General features: G+C 72.2%; 15 protein-coding genes. 5 read left to right on the top strand and 10 right to left on the bottom strand.

The genetic code is table 11. The features are described 5' to 3' along the window. Positions 1–6 precede the first annotated feature (6 nt). The 10 genes from RIU97_RS40925 to RIU97_RS40880 all read right to left on the bottom strand — a co-directional run bounded on the left by RIU97_RS40925 (position 7) and on the right by RIU97_RS40880 (position 10,857). Positions 7–702: a hypothetical protein gene (locus RIU97_RS40925; protein WP_404962579.1), complete on the bottom strand. Its 696-nt coding sequence runs from the start codon at positions 700–702 to the stop codon at positions 7–9. 164 nt (positions 703–866) lie between these two features. After that, the gene (locus RIU97_RS40920; protein ID WP_404962578.1) at positions 867–2,264 is read right to left on the bottom strand and encodes a hypothetical protein; all 1,398 of its coding nucleotides are present in this window, start codon (positions 2,262–2,264) and stop codon (positions 867–869) included. Continuing rightward, positions 2,261–3,598, bottom strand: a complete 1,338-nt coding sequence (locus RIU97_RS40915; protein WP_404962577.1) for a CHAT domain-containing protein — start codon at positions 3,596–3,598, stop codon at positions 2,261–2,263. Before RIU97_RS40915 ends, RIU97_RS40920 begins: the two co-directional genes overlap by 4 nt. Next, the gene (locus RIU97_RS40910; RefSeq protein WP_404962576.1) at positions 3,595–5,079 is read right to left on the bottom strand and encodes a hypothetical protein; all 1,485 of its coding nucleotides are present in this window, start codon (positions 5,077–5,079) and stop codon (positions 3,595–3,597) included. The genes RIU97_RS40915 and RIU97_RS40910 overlap by 4 nt, the downstream gene beginning before the upstream one ends. A 43-nt stretch (positions 5,080–5,122) precedes the next feature. After that, the gene (locus RIU97_RS40905; protein ID WP_404962575.1) at positions 5,123–6,484 is read right to left on the bottom strand and encodes a hypothetical protein; all 1,362 of its coding nucleotides are present in this window, start codon (positions 6,482–6,484) and stop codon (positions 5,123–5,125) included. A 207-nt stretch (positions 6,485–6,691) separates the two neighbouring features. Beyond that, a complete protein-coding gene (locus RIU97_RS40900) occupies positions 6,692–7,336 on the bottom strand; it encodes a response regulator (protein WP_404962574.1) in 645 nt (214 codons plus the stop codon). Further along, positions 7,255–8,454, bottom strand: a complete 1,200-nt coding sequence (locus RIU97_RS40895; RefSeq protein ID WP_404963110.1) for a sensor histidine kinase — start codon at positions 8,452–8,454, stop codon at positions 7,255–7,257. The genes RIU97_RS40900 and RIU97_RS40895 overlap by 82 nt, the downstream gene beginning before the upstream one ends. Before the next feature lie 24 nt (positions 8,455–8,478). Further along, on the bottom strand, positions 8,479–8,949 hold the full coding sequence (locus RIU97_RS40890; RefSeq protein ID WP_404962573.1) for a flavodoxin family protein: 471 nt from the start codon (positions 8,947–8,949) through the stop codon (positions 8,479–8,481). A 145-nt stretch (positions 8,950–9,094) separates the two neighbouring features. Then, positions 9,095–9,760, bottom strand: a complete 666-nt coding sequence (locus RIU97_RS40885; protein WP_404962572.1) for a CE1759 family FMN reductase — start codon at positions 9,758–9,760, stop codon at positions 9,095–9,097. Next, positions 9,757–10,857, bottom strand: coding sequence for an LLM class flavin-dependent oxidoreductase (locus tag RIU97_RS40880; protein WP_404962571.1), 1,101 nt, complete (start codon positions 10,855–10,857; stop codon positions 9,757–9,759). Before RIU97_RS40880 ends, RIU97_RS40885 begins: the two co-directional genes overlap by 4 nt. A 198-nt stretch (positions 10,858–11,055) precedes the next feature. Between RIU97_RS40880 and RIU97_RS40875 the strand changes: the two genes are divergently transcribed. From RIU97_RS40875 to RIU97_RS40855, 5 genes are all read left to right on the top strand, one after another. After that, positions 11,056–11,964, top strand: coding sequence for a DUF4344 domain-containing metallopeptidase (locus RIU97_RS40875; protein WP_404962570.1), 909 nt, complete (start codon positions 11,056–11,058; stop codon positions 11,962–11,964). Between the two features lie 252 nt (positions 11,965–12,216). Then, positions 12,217–12,801 carry an ECF RNA polymerase sigma factor SigK gene (gene sigK / locus RIU97_RS40870; RefSeq protein WP_404962569.1) on the top strand — a complete coding sequence of 195 codons (585 nt, stop codon included), beginning with the start codon at positions 12,217–12,219 and terminating at the stop codon, positions 12,799–12,801. Beyond that, positions 12,798–13,544 (top strand): anti-sigma factor domain-containing protein, encoded by a 747-nt coding sequence (locus tag RIU97_RS40865; protein WP_404962568.1) that lies wholly within the window; start codon positions 12,798–12,800, stop codon positions 13,542–13,544. Before sigK ends, RIU97_RS40865 begins: the two co-directional genes overlap by 4 nt. A 165-nt stretch (positions 13,545–13,709) precedes the next feature. Next, the gene (locus RIU97_RS40860; RefSeq protein WP_404962567.1) at positions 13,710–14,144 is read left to right on the top strand and encodes a hypothetical protein; all 435 of its coding nucleotides are present in this window, start codon (positions 13,710–13,712) and stop codon (positions 14,142–14,144) included. 344 nt (positions 14,145–14,488) lie between these two features. After that, the gene (locus RIU97_RS40855; RefSeq protein ID WP_404962566.1) at positions 14,489–15,277 is read left to right on the top strand and encodes a peptidoglycan recognition family protein; all 789 of its coding nucleotides are present in this window, start codon (positions 14,489–14,491) and stop codon (positions 15,275–15,277) included. The last annotated feature ends 207 nt before the right edge of the window (positions 15,278–15,484 follow it).

The raw sequence follows: 15,484 nt of genomic DNA, 5'->3' as shown, positions 1-15,484 counted from the left end.
TCCGGCTCAGCTCCGGCGGGCCCGGTGGGCCGCTCGGTCGCGCCAGTGGCAGTACGCCGCCGCCGGGTCGGTCCAGTACCTCCACGGGAGGGCGTCCACCCAGCCGTCGACCAGACGGAACTGCGCCAGCGCCGCGTCGTACCGCTTCTGGCGGGTCAGGAAGTAGGCCAGCAGGTGGCGCACCCCGGCGGTGTTCGGGTGGTCCGAGGGGGCCGCGGCAACGTCGGCCAGGGCGGCGTCGACCAGGGAGATCAGGTGGGGTGAGCGGAAGTCGGCGGTGCTCGCGTCCGTGTCGCGGTGTTCGTACCAGGCGATCAGGGGCAGCACGGTGAGCAGGCTGCCGAGCGGTGCGCCGGCTGCTGCCCGCTGGGCGAAGGACATGGCGCGCTCCTCCGAGCCGCGCCACTTCGCGCACCAGTACTGGAGCGCCGCGTAGTGCGCGTCGTAGTGGTGCGGGTCGCGGGTGGTGATCTCCTTCCAGATCCGGTGCATGTGCTCTTCGGCGTAGCCGAGGCCCAGTGCCGCCCATATCTCGTTGACGTAGGGCGTGGGGTCGTCCGGGTTCAGCTCGGCCGCGCGCGCGTTCTCCTGCGGTACGCGGGCCAGGGTGGCGTGGAATCCGGCGAACTGCTCGGCGCTGGTGTGCTTCGCCCAGCCGCCGCGCTGGTGCCAGGCCAGGTTGACCATCGCCTTCGCCCGCACCAGGGCGAGGTCGGCGGTTGGAGCCCCCGGATGAGGAGTGATCGAAACAGGTGGGGGGACACGGGAGTATGACCTGGGGCGCGGTCTGCTGCAAATACGTTTCCGCTGGTGAGGGAGGCACGGGGCGGGCTCCGGCGTTCCGGACCAGGTGCAGGGGTCCCGCCTCACACGAGTGCGGGGAACGTCACCGTCGGATCGCCCAGCAGGACCAGGCTCTGCCGGTCCAGCGCCGACAGCCGCAGCCGGGTCATCGCCGGACGGACCTCCTTGCGGCCTCGGGCCAGCTGAGTGTGCAGGGCGGCCCACTGACTGTGGAGTTCGCCCACGTCCGCCCGGTATTCGGAGAGGGCGAGGCCCAGCGGTTGGCCGCCGTACAGGTGCGAGGACAGGGCGGCGGCGATCCGCCTGCCCAGTTTCTGGCCGGTCTCATCCACTTGGAGGGTCCAGCTGAAGGTGGGCTCGACGTGCCCCAGTACCGCCCGCACGGGGTGGGGGCGGCCGAGCAGTTCCAGGGCCGCAGGTGCCACCATCGTTCCCAGTCCGGCCACGGCGGTCACCGTGCCCAGTGCGCTGCTCCCTTCGGGCAGCAGCCCGGTGTACAGGCTGTCGCCGCTGGCCCCGGCCGAGCAGCAGGCCTGTGCGTACCAGATGCAGCCGGGCGGCATGAGCTCGCGCAGCTCCCGCAGGGGGACGTCCGTGTGCGAGGCGTCCACGGGCAGCCCGAGCCTCGCCCGCATCGCGTCCGGGTCGCCCAGCGGTCCGGTGCGTCCGTGGCTGGACGTCGCCACCAGGCCCGGTGCGCTCCGGCTCAACTCCTGCAGGAGTGCGGCGCCGGTGGCTTCCTCTCCGGCCAGCTGCCGGAAACCGGTGAGCGGTGGCGGGGTGAGTCTCGCGGCGAGCTGCTGGGCGATGGCCGTGTTCATCAGGGCGGTGATGTCGCCGGGACCGTGCACGACCGTCCAGCCGAGCGCGCGGTCGAGGGCGGTCGTGGTGCCGTTCCAGTCGGACAGCAGTGCTTCGATGTAGTGGGCCAGTTGCTCTCCCGACAACGGGATCCGGCCCACCGCGTGCCGGGTGCTCAAGGCGTACTGCACGGACCAGGGGATGACCTCGGGACCGCCGATGATCACCACGTACTTGGGCAGGCAGCCCCTTCCCACGCCGAATGGCGTCAGGCCGACCGTCGGTTCCTCCGGTGGCCCGCCTGGGTAGTAGCGGCGCAGGAAGCGGCCCTCCAGCTTCGGGCGCCAGCGCAGGACCACGGTGCCCGGGCGTGCGGCCAGCAGTTCCTGTACGGCTGGTGGTGCATCGGCGCCCGCCGCCTTCTCCGCATCCGTCATACCGGAGTCTTCGGGCTCGGGCAGCAGCACGCCGTATCCCACGTCGGGTGCGCTCCACCGGGTCAGATCGGGCGGGGCGCCGAAGGGCAACGCGGCCTGGGAGTGCGGCAGCCCGCGGCTTCGCGCCCCCCAGCTTTCGGCGCCGCCCCCGAGCGCACTGCGCGGGGCCTCCTCGCCCGTCCAGGCGTTCAGCTGGACCTCCTGCGGAAGCACTTCGGTCATGGCTCGGCCATCCCCAACGCGGCGTGCAGCTCGGCGATCCGCTCGTGGGCCCTCTCCAGCAGGCCGGGGTCGGCGGTCAGGGGGTCGAGGGTGGCGGCGAACTCCTGCCACACGTCCAACTGCCCTTGCAGTGTGGAGAAGTCGGCGGGGGACAATGCGGTGGATCCCGGGAAGACCAGCAGCGGATCGGCCTGTACGTACAGCACCGGATCGGTCCAGGAGTCCGCCGCGGCCGGATCCTGCCCGGCCAGCGCGAGGCGGGGCGCGGTGAAGACCACGGCCCAGTCGACCTCCCGGGCGAGCGTGGCGTTCGGCGAGATCGCCGCCCGGACCGCGGCGAGGACCTCCGGGTAGAGGGCCGCGCAGAACTGGTTGGTGTCGTGGAGGTCGACCAGTCTGCGCATCCCGGCGACGGCGGGTACCCCGTTCGATACGAGCTCGTGCGCCATGGCCTGGGTGTCGGAGGCTTCAGCGGTCTGACAGGCGCTCAGGACGACCAGCCAGGGGTCGGAGGGCTCCAGGGCGGTGATCAGTTCGGGCACCTTGATCCGTACGGAGCCCGCGTCCTCGGGCCGGTCCGGCTCCCGCTGTCCCTCCGGCGCGCGGTCTTTCGCTGCCTCGACGTCGGCGAAGTGGGCGAACGCCAGCGTCCGCACTCCCCCGAGGCCGGCCCCGCCGTGGCAGAGGAGATGCAGGATGTGGGGCCGGGCTGCGGTGATGCTCCTGCGCAGCTCCGGTTCGGTCGGCGGGATCAGCTCGGCCGTCACCTCGGGCCGTCCTGCGGCGGCCACGGCGTCCAGCACTTCCTGCTCGCCGCTGATGACGTGCAGCCGGACCTTGACGGCCTTGGCATCGGCGGTGGCGGTGGCGTCCAGCAAGGTGGCCAGCTGCGGAAGTCCGGACCGGCCGGCTGCGGAGAGCACGGCGACCAGTCGCAGCGGCGCCGCGAATCCCTGTTGTCTGAGGCCGCGGCGGCGGGCGGCGATGCGTACGATCGGCCAGCGGCGGTCAAGGGCGCAGAAGCCGTGTACGGGGTCGAAGAGCAGTTCCCAGGGGAGCCGGTCGGCGTGCGACGAGAGCATGTGGAAGTAGAGCGGGCCCGGCGCGGCGCCCGGCGGCAGTGCCAGCACGGCGGCCAGACCCTTGCCCACGGCGGGATGCAGGGCCAGCCGGTCCAGCAGCGCCTTGCCGCGTTCCACGATCGTTCCGCCCGGGGGGTCCGAGACGTCCGTGAGGGCGTGTTCACCCAGCCCCGGGATGTCGGTCGGGGCATCCTCCAGCTTGAGCAGGACCTGGTCCCCCAGGGGCTCGAAGCTCAATACGGTGCGGTTCATGACTGCTCCACCCGCCGGTCGACGAGTTCGCGCAGTTCGGCGAGGGCCTGCGCGGTGCCGCGGTCGTACGCCTGCTTCATGGCCGGTGTCTCGCCCGGCACGGCGGCGGTCTCCACCAGGTCCGCCGCCTTGGACTCGATGAACCGCTCCGAGAGGGCCATCCAGCCGGGGACGGAACTCGCCTGCCGGTAGAGGGAGAGGGTGGCCTCGCCCGGGGTCATCCCGAGGGCCCTCGGCAGGATCTCCCGGCTGGTGGCCGAGTCGTCGATCGGGGCGCGCCCGGTCAGCCAGGCCTGGTCAGGCTGTTCGGGGTCGGGCCACTCTTCCCGGAGGAGGTCCTGGACCTGCTCGGGCTGGATGTACGCGAAGAGCGACCAGTGGTGGGGAGCGGGATTCTCGCCCCGGCTTGCGAGTGCGGCATGCGCCTGTGCCAGCACCCGCCCGGGCACGTCGAGCCGCATGTCGCTGTAGAGCGTCGCCCCGGAACGGCGCAGGCCGAGCCCGTCCGCGAGCATCCGCGTGGCGAGGTCGGACGGGTTGTGCGGGGTCGAGGCGAGCGACAGTACGGATGCGCCGATGCGGTCGGCCAACAGCCGGAGGTCGTCGCCGCTCAGGTAGGCGCAGTCCCGTCCCTTGCCGGGACGCCCCGGATCGAGGCTCACCATGAGCAGGGGGCGTTCGTCGTCGAAGGACGCGTTGGCCATGACGTGCAGGGCTCGCACGGCATGGCCGCCGGCCAGCTCTCCGGCGATCCAGTCCGTCCACGGCAGGGGCCGGTCCGGGTGCGGCGGCTCCGTGCCGGTCGCTCCACGGCCCCGGATCTGCCGGGCCCGGGGCCCTGTCCGCTCCCGGCGGGTCGCCGCGGCCTGCCGGGGATCATGGAGGTGCGCTGCGACCGTACCGTCCGCCTTCAGCGCCTCGTATACGGCGGCATCGGCGAAGACGTGGGCGACGACCCTGCCCCGTACCGCCTGGGTGAGCTCGGCGAGGAAGGACCGGACGGTGCCGGCCGCCCTGTGGGCTCGCACGTCGCCGTCGCCGCTGGCGACGGCCTCGCTGGCGACGACGGCCACCGTCCAGTCCTCCCCGGGGTCGGTGGCCACCGGGAGGCGGTCGGGTACCCGCACCATGGCCCGGCCCGTCAACTGGACGAGGTCCCGCTCCCACGGGACGGCGCCCAGGTGCCCGTACGGCGGCACCAGCCGCAGCCACAGGGTGAACTCCTCGTCCCGGCGCCTGGACAGCACCTGGAGGACTTCCTGTGTCAGCCGGGGCGGGACGCGTAGATTTTCGGGGATGCCCGGGCCGGTGAGGAGCCCGAACTCCTGCGGAGCGAAGCTGCTTTGCCAGTCGCTGTGGGCCTGTGTGCTGTCGTCCGAGTAGCTCAGCAGGTCGGCCTTGACGAGCGGGGTGCGTTCCGCCAGGTCGAGCCGTACCCGCAGTACCGTCAGGCGCCATTGCTCGATGAGGGCATCGGCCATGGTGGCTCCCTGCCCGGGCTGCGGCCGCCCGCATGCCCGTCGTTCAGTCGGGCCTCGTCAGGCAGTGCAGTGCCCACCAGGTGACGGGGCGGCTGACCTCGCCGTGTCCCGGGATCGCGGGCTGTCCGTCGAACTCGATGCTGCCGTCGACGGCGATGATCCTGGCCCCGCTCTCCAGGTCGTACCGGCCTTTGTCGGGGAAGATCGCATCGGCCTTCGCCGTCCGGCCCGGTTCTTCGGCTGGACCGTAGCCGCCGAGCGCGCCGTACAGGTCCGTGTTGCCGAACGCAGCGATCTCCGGTTCCCCGAGCTGGCTGCCGCGCATGGCGAGGTGGAAGAACGTGCGCAGCGGTTCGTCATGTGCGGAGAAGGTGGTCACCAGGGGGCGTTCGAGTAGGTCCGGTACGGCGTGGTAGCCGCCCTTGCGGCCGGTGCCCGCCACGTTCCCGGCGAAACACCACCGGTTGACCGCGGGCTGGAGGAGCAGCATCGAGTGTGCCTTGCGCGCGGGCGCCGCAGTGGCGAGCGCCGAGAGCAGGACCCGGGCGCCGAAGGAGTGGCCGATCAGATGCAGTCGCGGTCCGCCCTGCTGCAGGATGTGCCCGACGAGGGGGGACACGCCGTGTGCGCCGACGTCTCCGGCGCGGGCCTTCATCTTCCACACCGTCGCCGCACGCAGCAGGCTGCGCGGGTCGAAGGGTATGTCTGCGGCAACGGCGGGGGCTCCGCCGACGGGTGGCGCACCGTCTTCGTGTTCTTCGTCCGGGACCAGTCCGATCTCGTCCCCGTCGGCAGGGACCGGGTGTGCGCCGGCTTCCAGCACCTGCCAGGTGTCCAGGAACTCCTTCGCGGTCGGCGCCCTCGAGCCGTCGTCGGGGTCGGCCTCGGAGCGCAGCGTGCCCAGCACGAGTCCGGCCAGTTTCAGGGCGTCGGCGCGTCCGATCGCCGTATGTCCGTCGATCCGTTCCGTGAACTCGGGGCGCTTCGCGCCGGGCAAGGACGTCGCGACCAGCTCCAGCATCTCCTCGACCTCGGCGGCCTCCCGGCCCTCGGGGTCGGGCGCCGCGGCGATGTCCGGGCCTGCTTCCCAGGGAAAGACGAAGCTGGTGGATGGCCAGATGATGCCGATCAGGAGCGGGCGGTAGCCCTGCGGGGTGGGGATCGCAAAGGTCCTGCGCTGCTCCATGTAGCCGTTGATGAAGCTCCGGTAGCGTTCCAGGGCCTTGTCGAAGATGTTGTTCCAGCCGTGCGAGAAGAGGTACACGTCGCTCACGCCCGGCAGGCGTCGTTTGAGGTCCTCTTCGGCTCTCGGGCTGAGAAGCCGGCCGTCCTCGTCGTACCGCAAGAGGAAGAAGTCGGCCTGCGCACCCCCCTCTAGCGTGATCTGCTGAAAGGAGCCGGACATGGGAATGCTCCTGTGTTCGTGCACGCGTGTCCGCCGCATGTGCGGCGATCTTGATTCCATGCTTCACCCACCCCACGAGTAGGGCAAGTCGGACGGAGAGGAGCCGGCGGAACCGGCGTGGCTTCCGGTGGGGCGCCCGCCCGGGTGGTCCCCTGCGGCAGCGGCATCTTGTCGGGGGTCCAGGCCGCGCGGCTCCCGGTTCGGTGGCTACCGTTTGAGGTAGGCCAGGACGGCCAGGACCCGGCGGTTGTCGTCCGCGGACGGTTCGATGCGGAGTTTGGTGAAGATGGCGGCGGTGTGTTTGGCGACGGCGCTTTCGCTGATGAACAGGGTTTGCGCCACGGCCGCGTTGGAGCGGCCCTCGGCCATCAGGGCCAGTACGTCCAACTCGCGCGGTGTCAGCTGGGCGGTGGTGCCGCGGGCGTCGCTGCGGGCCAGCAGCCGTGCGATGACCTGCGGGTCCATCACCGTACCGCCCGCGGCGACGGTGCGTACCGCGTCGACGAACTGGGTGGTGTGCGTGATCCGGTCCTTGAGGAGGTAGCCGATGGCGCCTTGGCCTCCGGCGAGCAGTTCGTGGGCGTAGAGCTGGTCGACGTACTGGGAGAGTACGAGGACCGGCAGCGCGGGCCGGGACCGGCGTGCTTCCAGGGCGGCTTGGAGGCCTTCGTCGGTGAAGGTGGGGGGCAGGCGGATGTCGACGACGGCGACGTCCGGTTGTTCTTCGAGGAGTGTTCTGAGCAGGGCGGGGCCGTTGTCGACTGCGGCGATCACCTCGAATCCGTGTTCCTGGAGGGTGCGGGCCAGTCCGTCCCGGAGGAGGAAGAGGTCTTCGGCGAGGACGACGCGCACGGTATCTCCAAGGTCGCGGTGGTCGGGCCGCCCCGCGGGCTGTGCAGGACGAGGGTTCCGTCGAAGGGGTCCAGGCGGCGCCGTACGCCGTGCAGTCCGCTTCCGTGGGGGTCGGCGCCGCCGCGGCCTTCGTCGGTGACCGTGACGCGCAGGGCGTCGCCGGTGTGGCTGAGGCGGATGCGGACCTCGGGGGCGCCGGAGTGTTTGGCGGCGTTGGCGAGGAGCTCGGCGACGGCGAAGTAGCCGGCGGATTCCACGGGGGCCGGGAGCCGGCCGGGCAGGGCCGCCTCGACGTGCACGTCGAGGTGGCTGTCGAGGGCCAGTGAGCGGACCGCGTCGCCGAGGCCGCGGTCGGCGAGGACCGGGGGCAGGACGCCGTGGACGAGTTCGCGGAGGTCCTGGAGGGCGCGTTGGGAGAGGGCGCGTACCTCGTGCAGCAGTGCGCGGGCGGCCGGCGGGTCGCGGTCGAGGAGCCGGGTGGCTTCGTCCAGGGTCATGCCCAGGGCGACGAGGCGGGCCTGTGCCCCGTCGTGCAGGTCCCGCTCGATGCGCCGCAGTTCGGCGGCCTGGACGTCGAGGATGTCGGCGCGGGATCCTGCGAGGTGTTCGATGCGGCGGACGAGTTCGGTGGTGTGCGGGGCTGCCAGCAGGCGTCTGCTCCAGCGTGCGTGGAGCCGCAGGGTGGCGGGGGCCAGCCTGAGGCCGGCGGTGATGCATGCGAGGCCGAGCAGGAGTGCGGCGAGCACCGCCCTGGTGGAGTCGACCAGGATGAAGGCGTACCAGTTGCCGTCGCCCAGGAGCCGCCAGACGAAGGGCTGGACGGCCGCGCCGAAGAGGCCGTACCCGACGAGGGCCAGGGGCACGGCGGCGAGCAGTGCGCCCGTCCACGGCTCCGCCCAGGCCCAGCGCAGGTCGTGCCAGAACCCGTCGTCGCCGAGGAGGGCGCGGGCCTGCCGGTGGCGGCCGGCGGTGTTGGCGGGTGGGGCCGGGCGGGGTGGGAGCGGTCGCGGTGGGCTGATCACGGTTCCGGTCCAGCGGGCGGCCCAGTCGCGGTAGCGGTCGGCTCTGCCGGTCGGGGCCGGGGGCGTCCTTGCACGTGGGTGCCGGAGGGGGTGTATCCAGGTACACCCCGTGGGGGCCGCTCAGGCTGGGGTGGTGGAGCCGTTCGTGAGTCCCCTGGCGAACGCGCGGGCGGCGGTCAAGTCGTCCTCGTTCGGACGGTGCTTGTTGGTGCCGCCGACCGGCCTGAACGGCGCCCACGTGTCGAACGCGCGGCAGGTGAAGGTGCCTTCGACCGCGAAGCCCTTGCCTCGAAGGAGCCGTACCAGCGGGCGGGTGAACGGCGCGAACGGCAACTGCGGCAGGCCGCTCGTGGCGAAGACGAAGGCCCGCCCCGGCGAGGCCGGCACCGCGCGGACGAACCCGAGCAGGTCGTGGTGCATCCGCTGGGAGAAGACACCGGAGCCGAAGCCCACCAGGTCGTAGCCTGCCGGGTCCGCGACCGCCGCCTCCTGCGGCGCGACGACGCGGGCGTCGAGCACGTCGGCCATCGCCTCCGCCACGCGACGGGTGTTGCCGTGGGATACGGACGTGCAGACGAGCAGGGTCTTCATCAGCGTCCCCCTTCGTTCGTCGGCTTCGTTTGTCGGCTTCGCGCCGCCTTCCGTAGCGGAGACCGGGCAGACCCGCCGGATGTGACAGCCCCGCGCTGTGACGGGATCCGCGCGGCAAGGGGGGCGGGTCCCGGAGCGGCTGCGGCTACCGGGCCCGTAGCGCGGCCAGCCGCTGTTCGAAGGGCACGATCTCGAAGCCGCCGGCCGGATTCGCCGAGGTGATCGCCCCTGTCGGTGAACGGGGTGCGATCGCCCCGGCGGTGTCGGGGTCCGGGGCGGTGTCCGGGGTGGTGTCGCGGGCGGCGGGTGCCATGAGGCGTGCCAGTTCCGCGCCCGCACGGGCGATCCTCTGCGCCAGTCCCTCCTCGCCCCAGTCCTGCGAGGCCGCGTACACGGCGGTCGGCGGGACGAGCGCGCGCAGGTAGGTGAACAGCGGGCGCAGAGCGTGTTCGGTGACCAGGGAGTGCCGGGCCGTGCCGCCGGTCGCGCCGATGAGCACCGGCTTCCCGGTGAGGGCGTCCTTGTCGATGAGGTCGAAGAACGACTTGAACAGGCCGCTGTACGACGCCGCGAACACCGGTGTCACGGCGATCAGGCCGTCCGCGGCCGCGACCGCGTCGAGTGCGGCGGCCAGTCGGGCGGGCGGGAAGCCGGTGACGAAGTGCTGGGCGATCCCGGTCGCCAGGTCCCGCAGTTCGATCACTTCGGGCGCGGCGTTGACGTGGCTGAGTGTCGCGGCCGTGAGGCGGTCGGCGAGCAGGCGGGTCGAGGAGGGCGAGCTCAGGCCGGCCGATACGACGGCGAGCTTCATGCCTGCTTCTCCTCCTTCGCGCTCTGGCGGGCCGCCGTCACGCGGGCGGAGTGGGTCGGCGCGTCCGGTACGCCGGCCGGGCGCAGGTTCGCGAACTCCTTGCGCAGCACCGGCACGACCTCTTCGCCGAGCAGGTCGAGCTGTTCCAGGACGGTCTTGAGGGGCAGGCCCGCGTGGTCCATCAGGAACAGCTGGCGCTGGTAGTCGCCGGCGTAGTCCCGGAAGGACAGGGTCCGCTCGATGACCTGTTGCGGCGAGCCGACGGTCAGCGGTGTCTGGGAGGTGAACTCCTCCAGGGACGGGCCGTGGCCGTAGACCGGCGCGTTGTCGAAGTACGGGCGGAACTCGCGCACCGCGTCCTGCGAGTTCTTGCGCATGAACACCTGGCCGCCGAGTCCGACGATGGCCTGTTCGGGGGTGCCGTGCCCGTAGTGGGCGTAGCGCTGCCGGTAGAGGTTCACCATCTGCTCGGTGTGGGAGGCCGGCCAGAAGATGTTGTTGTGGAAGAAGCCGTCGCCGTAGTAGGCGGCCTGTTCGGCGATCTCCGGCGAGCGGATGGAGCCGTGCCACACGAAGGGTGCGACGCCGTCCAGCGGGCGCGGGGTGGAGGTGAAGGACTGCAGCGGGGTGCGGAACTTGCCCTTCCAGGTGACGGTGTCCTCGTCCCACAGGCGGCGCAGCAGTGCGTAGTTCTCGATGGCGAGGTCGATGCCGTCGCGGATGTCCTTGCCGAACCAGGGGTAGACCGGGCCGGTGTTGCCGCGGCCCGTCATGACGTCGACGCGGCCGTCCGCGACGTGCTGGAGCATCGCGAAGTCCTCGGCGATCTTCACCGGGTCGTTCGTGGTGATCAGCGTCGTCGAGGTGGACAGGATCAGGTTCTCGGTGCGTGCGGCGATGTAGCCGAGCATCGTCGTCGGTGAGGAGGGGACGAACGGCGGGTTGTGGTGCTCGCCGGTGGCGAAGACGTCGAGGCCGACCTCCTCGGCCTTCTGTGCGATGGCGAGCATCGCCTTGATGCGCTCGTGCTCGCCCGGCACGCGTCCGGTCGTCGGATCGGCCGTGACGTCACCGACGGTGAAGATCCCGAACTGCATGGCTCCCCTTCCCAAGATTGTTGATAATTCAACCATACTGGGAACGGGGGGTGCGTCCGGGGTATTCCCGGCGGGGTGCGGGGCCGGCCGCGCCGGCCGGTGCCGCGTTTTCACCCGGCCGGCGCACATGCGCGGGCCGGGGCGGCACCGCGGCAGCAGGCTGTGACGCAGGACGTACCGCGCCGAGAGGTGACAGCGGTGAGAGCAGCCAGAATGCGGGCGGTGGCCGCCGTCACGGTCACGGCCGTGTCCGTGATCGCCGCCGCCGCGGGCTGCTCGGCCGCCGGCGACGGCCCCACCGGCCCGAAGACGAACACCGCGGCGCAGTCCCCCGCCGCCCCGGCATCAGCGTCCGCCCCGGCGGGCCACGGCCGGCTGATCCCTCGGTACGACACCGGCAGGACGGCCCAGGACCGGCGGATCCAGAGATTCCTGCAGGACAACGAGGTCCTGGAACGCGTCGCCGCCTTCGTCGACGACCGGATCGCACTGTCCTACGACGTGCCCCTGATCGCGAAGAGCTGCGGCGGGGCGAACGCCTCCTGGGACCCGCAGACGAGGAACATCACGTACTGCTACGAGCTCGTCGAGGAGACCAGACCCATCTTCCAGGAGCAGGCCGCCCGGGAGGGCTCCGGCGGCGCGGCGGAGCGGGCCAGGGCCGTGGACGAGGACATCATCGGGTTCTCCAACGGCGTGCTGCTGCACGAGCTCGGTCACGGCCTGGTCGACATGTACGACCTGCCGATCACCGGCAAGGAGGAGGACGCCGTCGACCAGCTCGCCACGATGCTGCTCGCCACCGGCGGCGAGCGGCACATCGACTACGCGGTGAGCACCCTCAACACATGGGGCGCCCTGGCCGACGCCCAAGAGGCCGGAGACCTCTCCGGCCTCTTCTCCGACGAGCACTCGCTCAGCGCCCAGCGCTTCTACAACGAGATCTGCTGGCTGTACGGCTCGGACCCCGATGCCTTCAGGTCGGTCGTCATCGCCGTCGGCAATCCGGACGGTGTACTGCCGGAACTCCGGGCCGAGGGCTGCCGGCACGAGTACGAGCAGATCGAGAGGTCATGGGGCAGGCTCCTCGAGCCCTACCTCAAGTAGCCCGGCCTGCGGACGCCGGTTTCGCTCGATCGGATGACGGGCGGGGTGCGGCGTTACCGATCGGGGCAATCCGTACAAATGCCCGCTACGAAGAAGAGGTGAGACCAGCGGAGCACCACGGCCGGCCCCGGGACGGGGCCGGTCCTTCTTCTCGGCGAAAGAGCGGCTGATGGCATCGAGGCACAAGGGCGGGCGTGGCGGCCGCGGCGCCGGGCCGCGGTACGGCGCCCGGCGACGCGCGAGGGGGCGCCGGTGACACAGCCCCTGCGGTTCCACAGTGCGGACGCGGGCGGCCCGCGGCTGCAGGAGGTGATGGAGCGGGTGGGCCACGGCGACAAGGACGCCTTCACCGTCCTCTACGACGCGGTCGTCGCCACCGTGTTCGGGATCGTCGTCAAGGTCGTCCGGGACCGGGCCCAGTCGGAGGAGGTGGCGCAGGAGGTGATGATCGACCTGTGGCGTCAGGCCGCCCGCTACCGCCCGGAGCAGGGGACCGTCATGACGTGGGTGGCGACGATCGCGCACCGCAGGGCGGTGGACCGCGTCCGGTCCGCCCAGGCCTCCTCCGACCGCGAGCACGCCACCGCCGTGCGCGAGCGGCACCGGCCCTTCGACGAGGTCGCCGAAGAGGTGGAGAGCCGGCTGGAGAGCGAGCAGGTGCGCCGCTGCCTGGGGAGCCTGAGCGAACTCCAGCGCCAGGCCGTGACCCTCGCCTACTACCGGGGCCTGACCTACCGCGAGGTCGCCGACCGGCTGGGGTCCCCGCTCGCGACCGTCAAGACCCGGATGCGCGACGGACTGATCCGGCTGCGCGACTGCATGGGGGTGACCGCGTGAAGCACGACGAAGACCTGCACACCCTCACCGGCGCGTACGCACTCGACGCACTCACCGGCAAGGAGCTGCACGCCTTCACCGCACACCTCGGGCACTGCGCGGCCTGCGCCCGGGAGGTCGGCGAGTTCGAGGCGACGGTGGCGCGTCTGGCCGCGGCGGCCGCCCTGCCCGCACCCGCCCCGATGAGGCAGGCGGTCCTGCACCGCATCGAAACCGTCCCGCAGCCGTCCCCGCCCGGCCGGCCCACCGCGCCGGCCCGGCTCACCGCGGTCCTCAGGCGCAGGGCCGGAGCGTTCGCCGCCGCGGCCTGCGTCGCCGCCGCCGCGGCCTTCGGCGGACTCGCCGCGTACCAGTACCAGCAGGCCGAACAGGCCCGTACGCAGGCCCGGCAGGCCACCCGTCAGGCCCAGGAGCTGGCCGCCGTCATGGCCGCCCCCGACGCGCGGACGGTGCACGGACGCACCACCACCGGAGCGACCACGTCCGTGACCACCTCGGCACTGCGCGACCAGGCCGTCTTCGCCAGCAGCGGCCTGCCCGTCCCTCCCGCCGGCAAGACCTACCAGCTCTGGTTCGACGACCACGGCACCAAGCGCTCCGCCGGCCTCGTCCACAGCGACGGCGCCGTCGTCATGCAAGGACGTCCCGACAGCGCCCGCGCCGTCGGTCTCACCCTCGAACCCGCGGGCGGCTCCCCCGCGCCCACCACCAGCCCCCTGCTGCGCCTCCCCCTCCCCGTCTGACCGGGAACGGGACCAGGGCGCCGGTCCAGCCGACTCATCCGACTAAATGTTGGTTTGAGGCTTTTCCAATCCCTCCGGCGGCCGGTGCCGAATCCCTTCACGAGCCCCCTGCGGAAGCAGGGGCCGAGCATCCGCTCATTCGTGAAGCAGAAGGAGGTGAGACCCATGACCGTTTCCGTGCGGACCCGCAGCCTTCTCGCGGGCGCGGCCGTGGCCGGCCTGCTCTCGGGCGGCGCCACGCTCGCGGCCACCGGCACGGCCGCCGCCGCTTCGACACCGGCATCGGCATCGGCATCGGTGGCCACTGCTCTGAACGGGGACCGTGACCGTGACCGGCACGACCGCTGGGACAACAACAAGCACCGGTCGGACCGCCACGAACGCTGCTCGTGGACCAAGGGGCACTGGGCCAAGACGTGGGTCAAGGGCCACTACGAGAAGAAGGGGCACCACGGCACCTGGCACCCCGGCCACTACGACCACCGGGGCCACTGGCACCCCGGCTGGTACGGCCACGGCTGGTCCCAGAACCACTGGGTGCCCGGCCACCACGACACCCACTGGGTGCCGGGACACTGGAACTGCCACAACAAGTGGTAACCGGTTTCACCTGGCCCGCAGGGGCTCCGGGCACCGCCCGGAGCCCCTCTCGCCTTTCCCGGCAGGTACGGCGGCAACCGCTCGCTCGGGCAACAAGGCCCGACGGTAACCAGTCCGTGAGTAGACCCGTCCCGCACCTGCCCGGACGCAGGCGGCGCGGGCTCCGCCGCCACCCGCCCGCCGAACCGGTGGAGTTGGACGGCGCGCGGCACGGCTTCACGGTGCACGAGGCCCCTCACGGCACGGCCGGCCGGGGCCAGTCCGTCCGCGGCCCGGTGTGTCTGCGCGGCCCGTGCGGCCGGGGTCCCTTCAATGGGCAGCCTCCTTACGGAAACGGGCACCGTATGACCTTCTCCGCACTGCACACCCGCCGGTCGGTCCTCACCGGCGGCTTCACCCTGGCCGCCGCGGCGGCACTGCCCCTGGCCGCGGCCGGGCGCGCGCACTCCGCCGCCGGCCCGGACGTCATCGGCTGCGCCGCCTGGGGCGCGCGGGCCCCGTCCGAGCCCGTCGTCGTCCTGGCCAACCGCCCGGAGCGGATCGTCGTCCACCACACGGCGACGGCGAACGTGACGGACTACTCCAGGCAGCGCGCCTTCGCCCTGGCCCGTGCGATCCAGACGTACCACATGGACGCGCAGGGCTGGATCGACACCGGTCAGCACTTCACCGTCAGCCGCGGGGCCTTCGTGCTGGAGGGCCGCCACAACAGCCTCGCGGAACTGCGCGCCGGCACCCGCCAGGTGCGCGCGGCACACTGCGTCGGGCAGAACACCGTGTCGATCGGCATCGAGAACGAGGGCACGTACACCTCGCAGGCCCCGCCGGCGGCGCAGTACGCGATGCTGGCCGACCTGTGCGCCCACGTCTGCGGCCAGTACGGCCTGCCCGCCTCCGAGATCTACGGCCACCGCGACTTCAACGCCACCTCCTGCCCCGGCGACCGCCTCTACGCCCTGCTCCCGGCCCTCCGCAAGGACGTCGCCGACCGCCTCGGCACGCCCCTGCAGGACCCGGAGCCCGATCCGGAGCCCGATCCGGAGTCGGACCGGGTGTGGGACCTGGTCCGGCAGGCCTCCGACCCGCCGGCCGCGGCCTACGCGGAATACCTTCCGGCGGGCCTCCTGCCCTGACCGGAGGCGGCGCGCGCACGGAACGGCCGGCCCCCTCCGCGGCGGCCGGGAGCGGCGCGCGTCAACACCGTGGTCCGCGGCTCATCCCCTCCGGGCCGGCGGATTCCGCGAGGCGGAACGGTACGGCCGCGCCCGCCCGGCAGCCCGTGGATCCGGGGCCGTAGGGCCCTTCGGTGGTGGTCCGGGGGCGGATCGCGGCTGCCCGCG

The organism is Streptomyces sp. 147326 (genome assembly GCF_045000215.1).
In the GTDB taxonomy this organism is placed as follows: Bacteria; Actinomycetota; Actinomycetes; order Streptomycetales; family Streptomycetaceae; genus Streptomyces.
The sequence above is the reverse complement of the archived record's forward strand: the minus strand, read 5'-3'. Positions and strand labels throughout refer to the sequence as shown.

Coding starts and splice junctions, on each gene's coding strand:
- RIU97_RS40860 (WP_404962567.1), top strand. CDS start 13,710: ATGACCGTTTCCGTGCGGACCCGCAGCCTTCTCGCGGGCGCGGCCGTG.
- RIU97_RS40915 (WP_404962577.1), bottom strand. CDS start 3,598: ATGAACCGCACCGTATTGAGCTTCGAGCCCCTGGGGGACCAGGTCCTG.
- RIU97_RS40855 (WP_404962566.1), top strand. CDS start 14,489: ATGACCTTCTCCGCACTGCACACCCGCCGGTCGGTCCTCACCGGCGGC.
- RIU97_RS40910 (WP_404962576.1), bottom strand. CDS start 5,079: ATGGCCGATGCCCTCATCGAGCAATGGCGCCTGACGGTACTGCGGGTA.
- RIU97_RS40885 (WP_404962572.1), bottom strand. CDS start 9,760: ATGAAGCTCGCCGTCGTATCGGCCGGCCTGAGCTCGCCCTCCTCGACC.
- RIU97_RS40920 (WP_404962578.1), bottom strand. CDS start 2,264: ATGACCGAAGTGCTTCCGCAGGAGGTCCAGCTGAACGCCTGGACGGGC.
- RIU97_RS40880 (WP_404962571.1), bottom strand. CDS start 10,857: ATGCAGTTCGGGATCTTCACCGTCGGTGACGTCACGGCCGATCCGACG.
- RIU97_RS40905 (WP_404962575.1), bottom strand. CDS start 6,484: ATGTCCGGCTCCTTTCAGCAGATCACGCTAGAGGGGGGTGCGCAGGCC.
- RIU97_RS40890 (WP_404962573.1), bottom strand. CDS start 8,949: ATGAAGACCCTGCTCGTCTGCACGTCCGTATCCCACGGCAACACCCGT.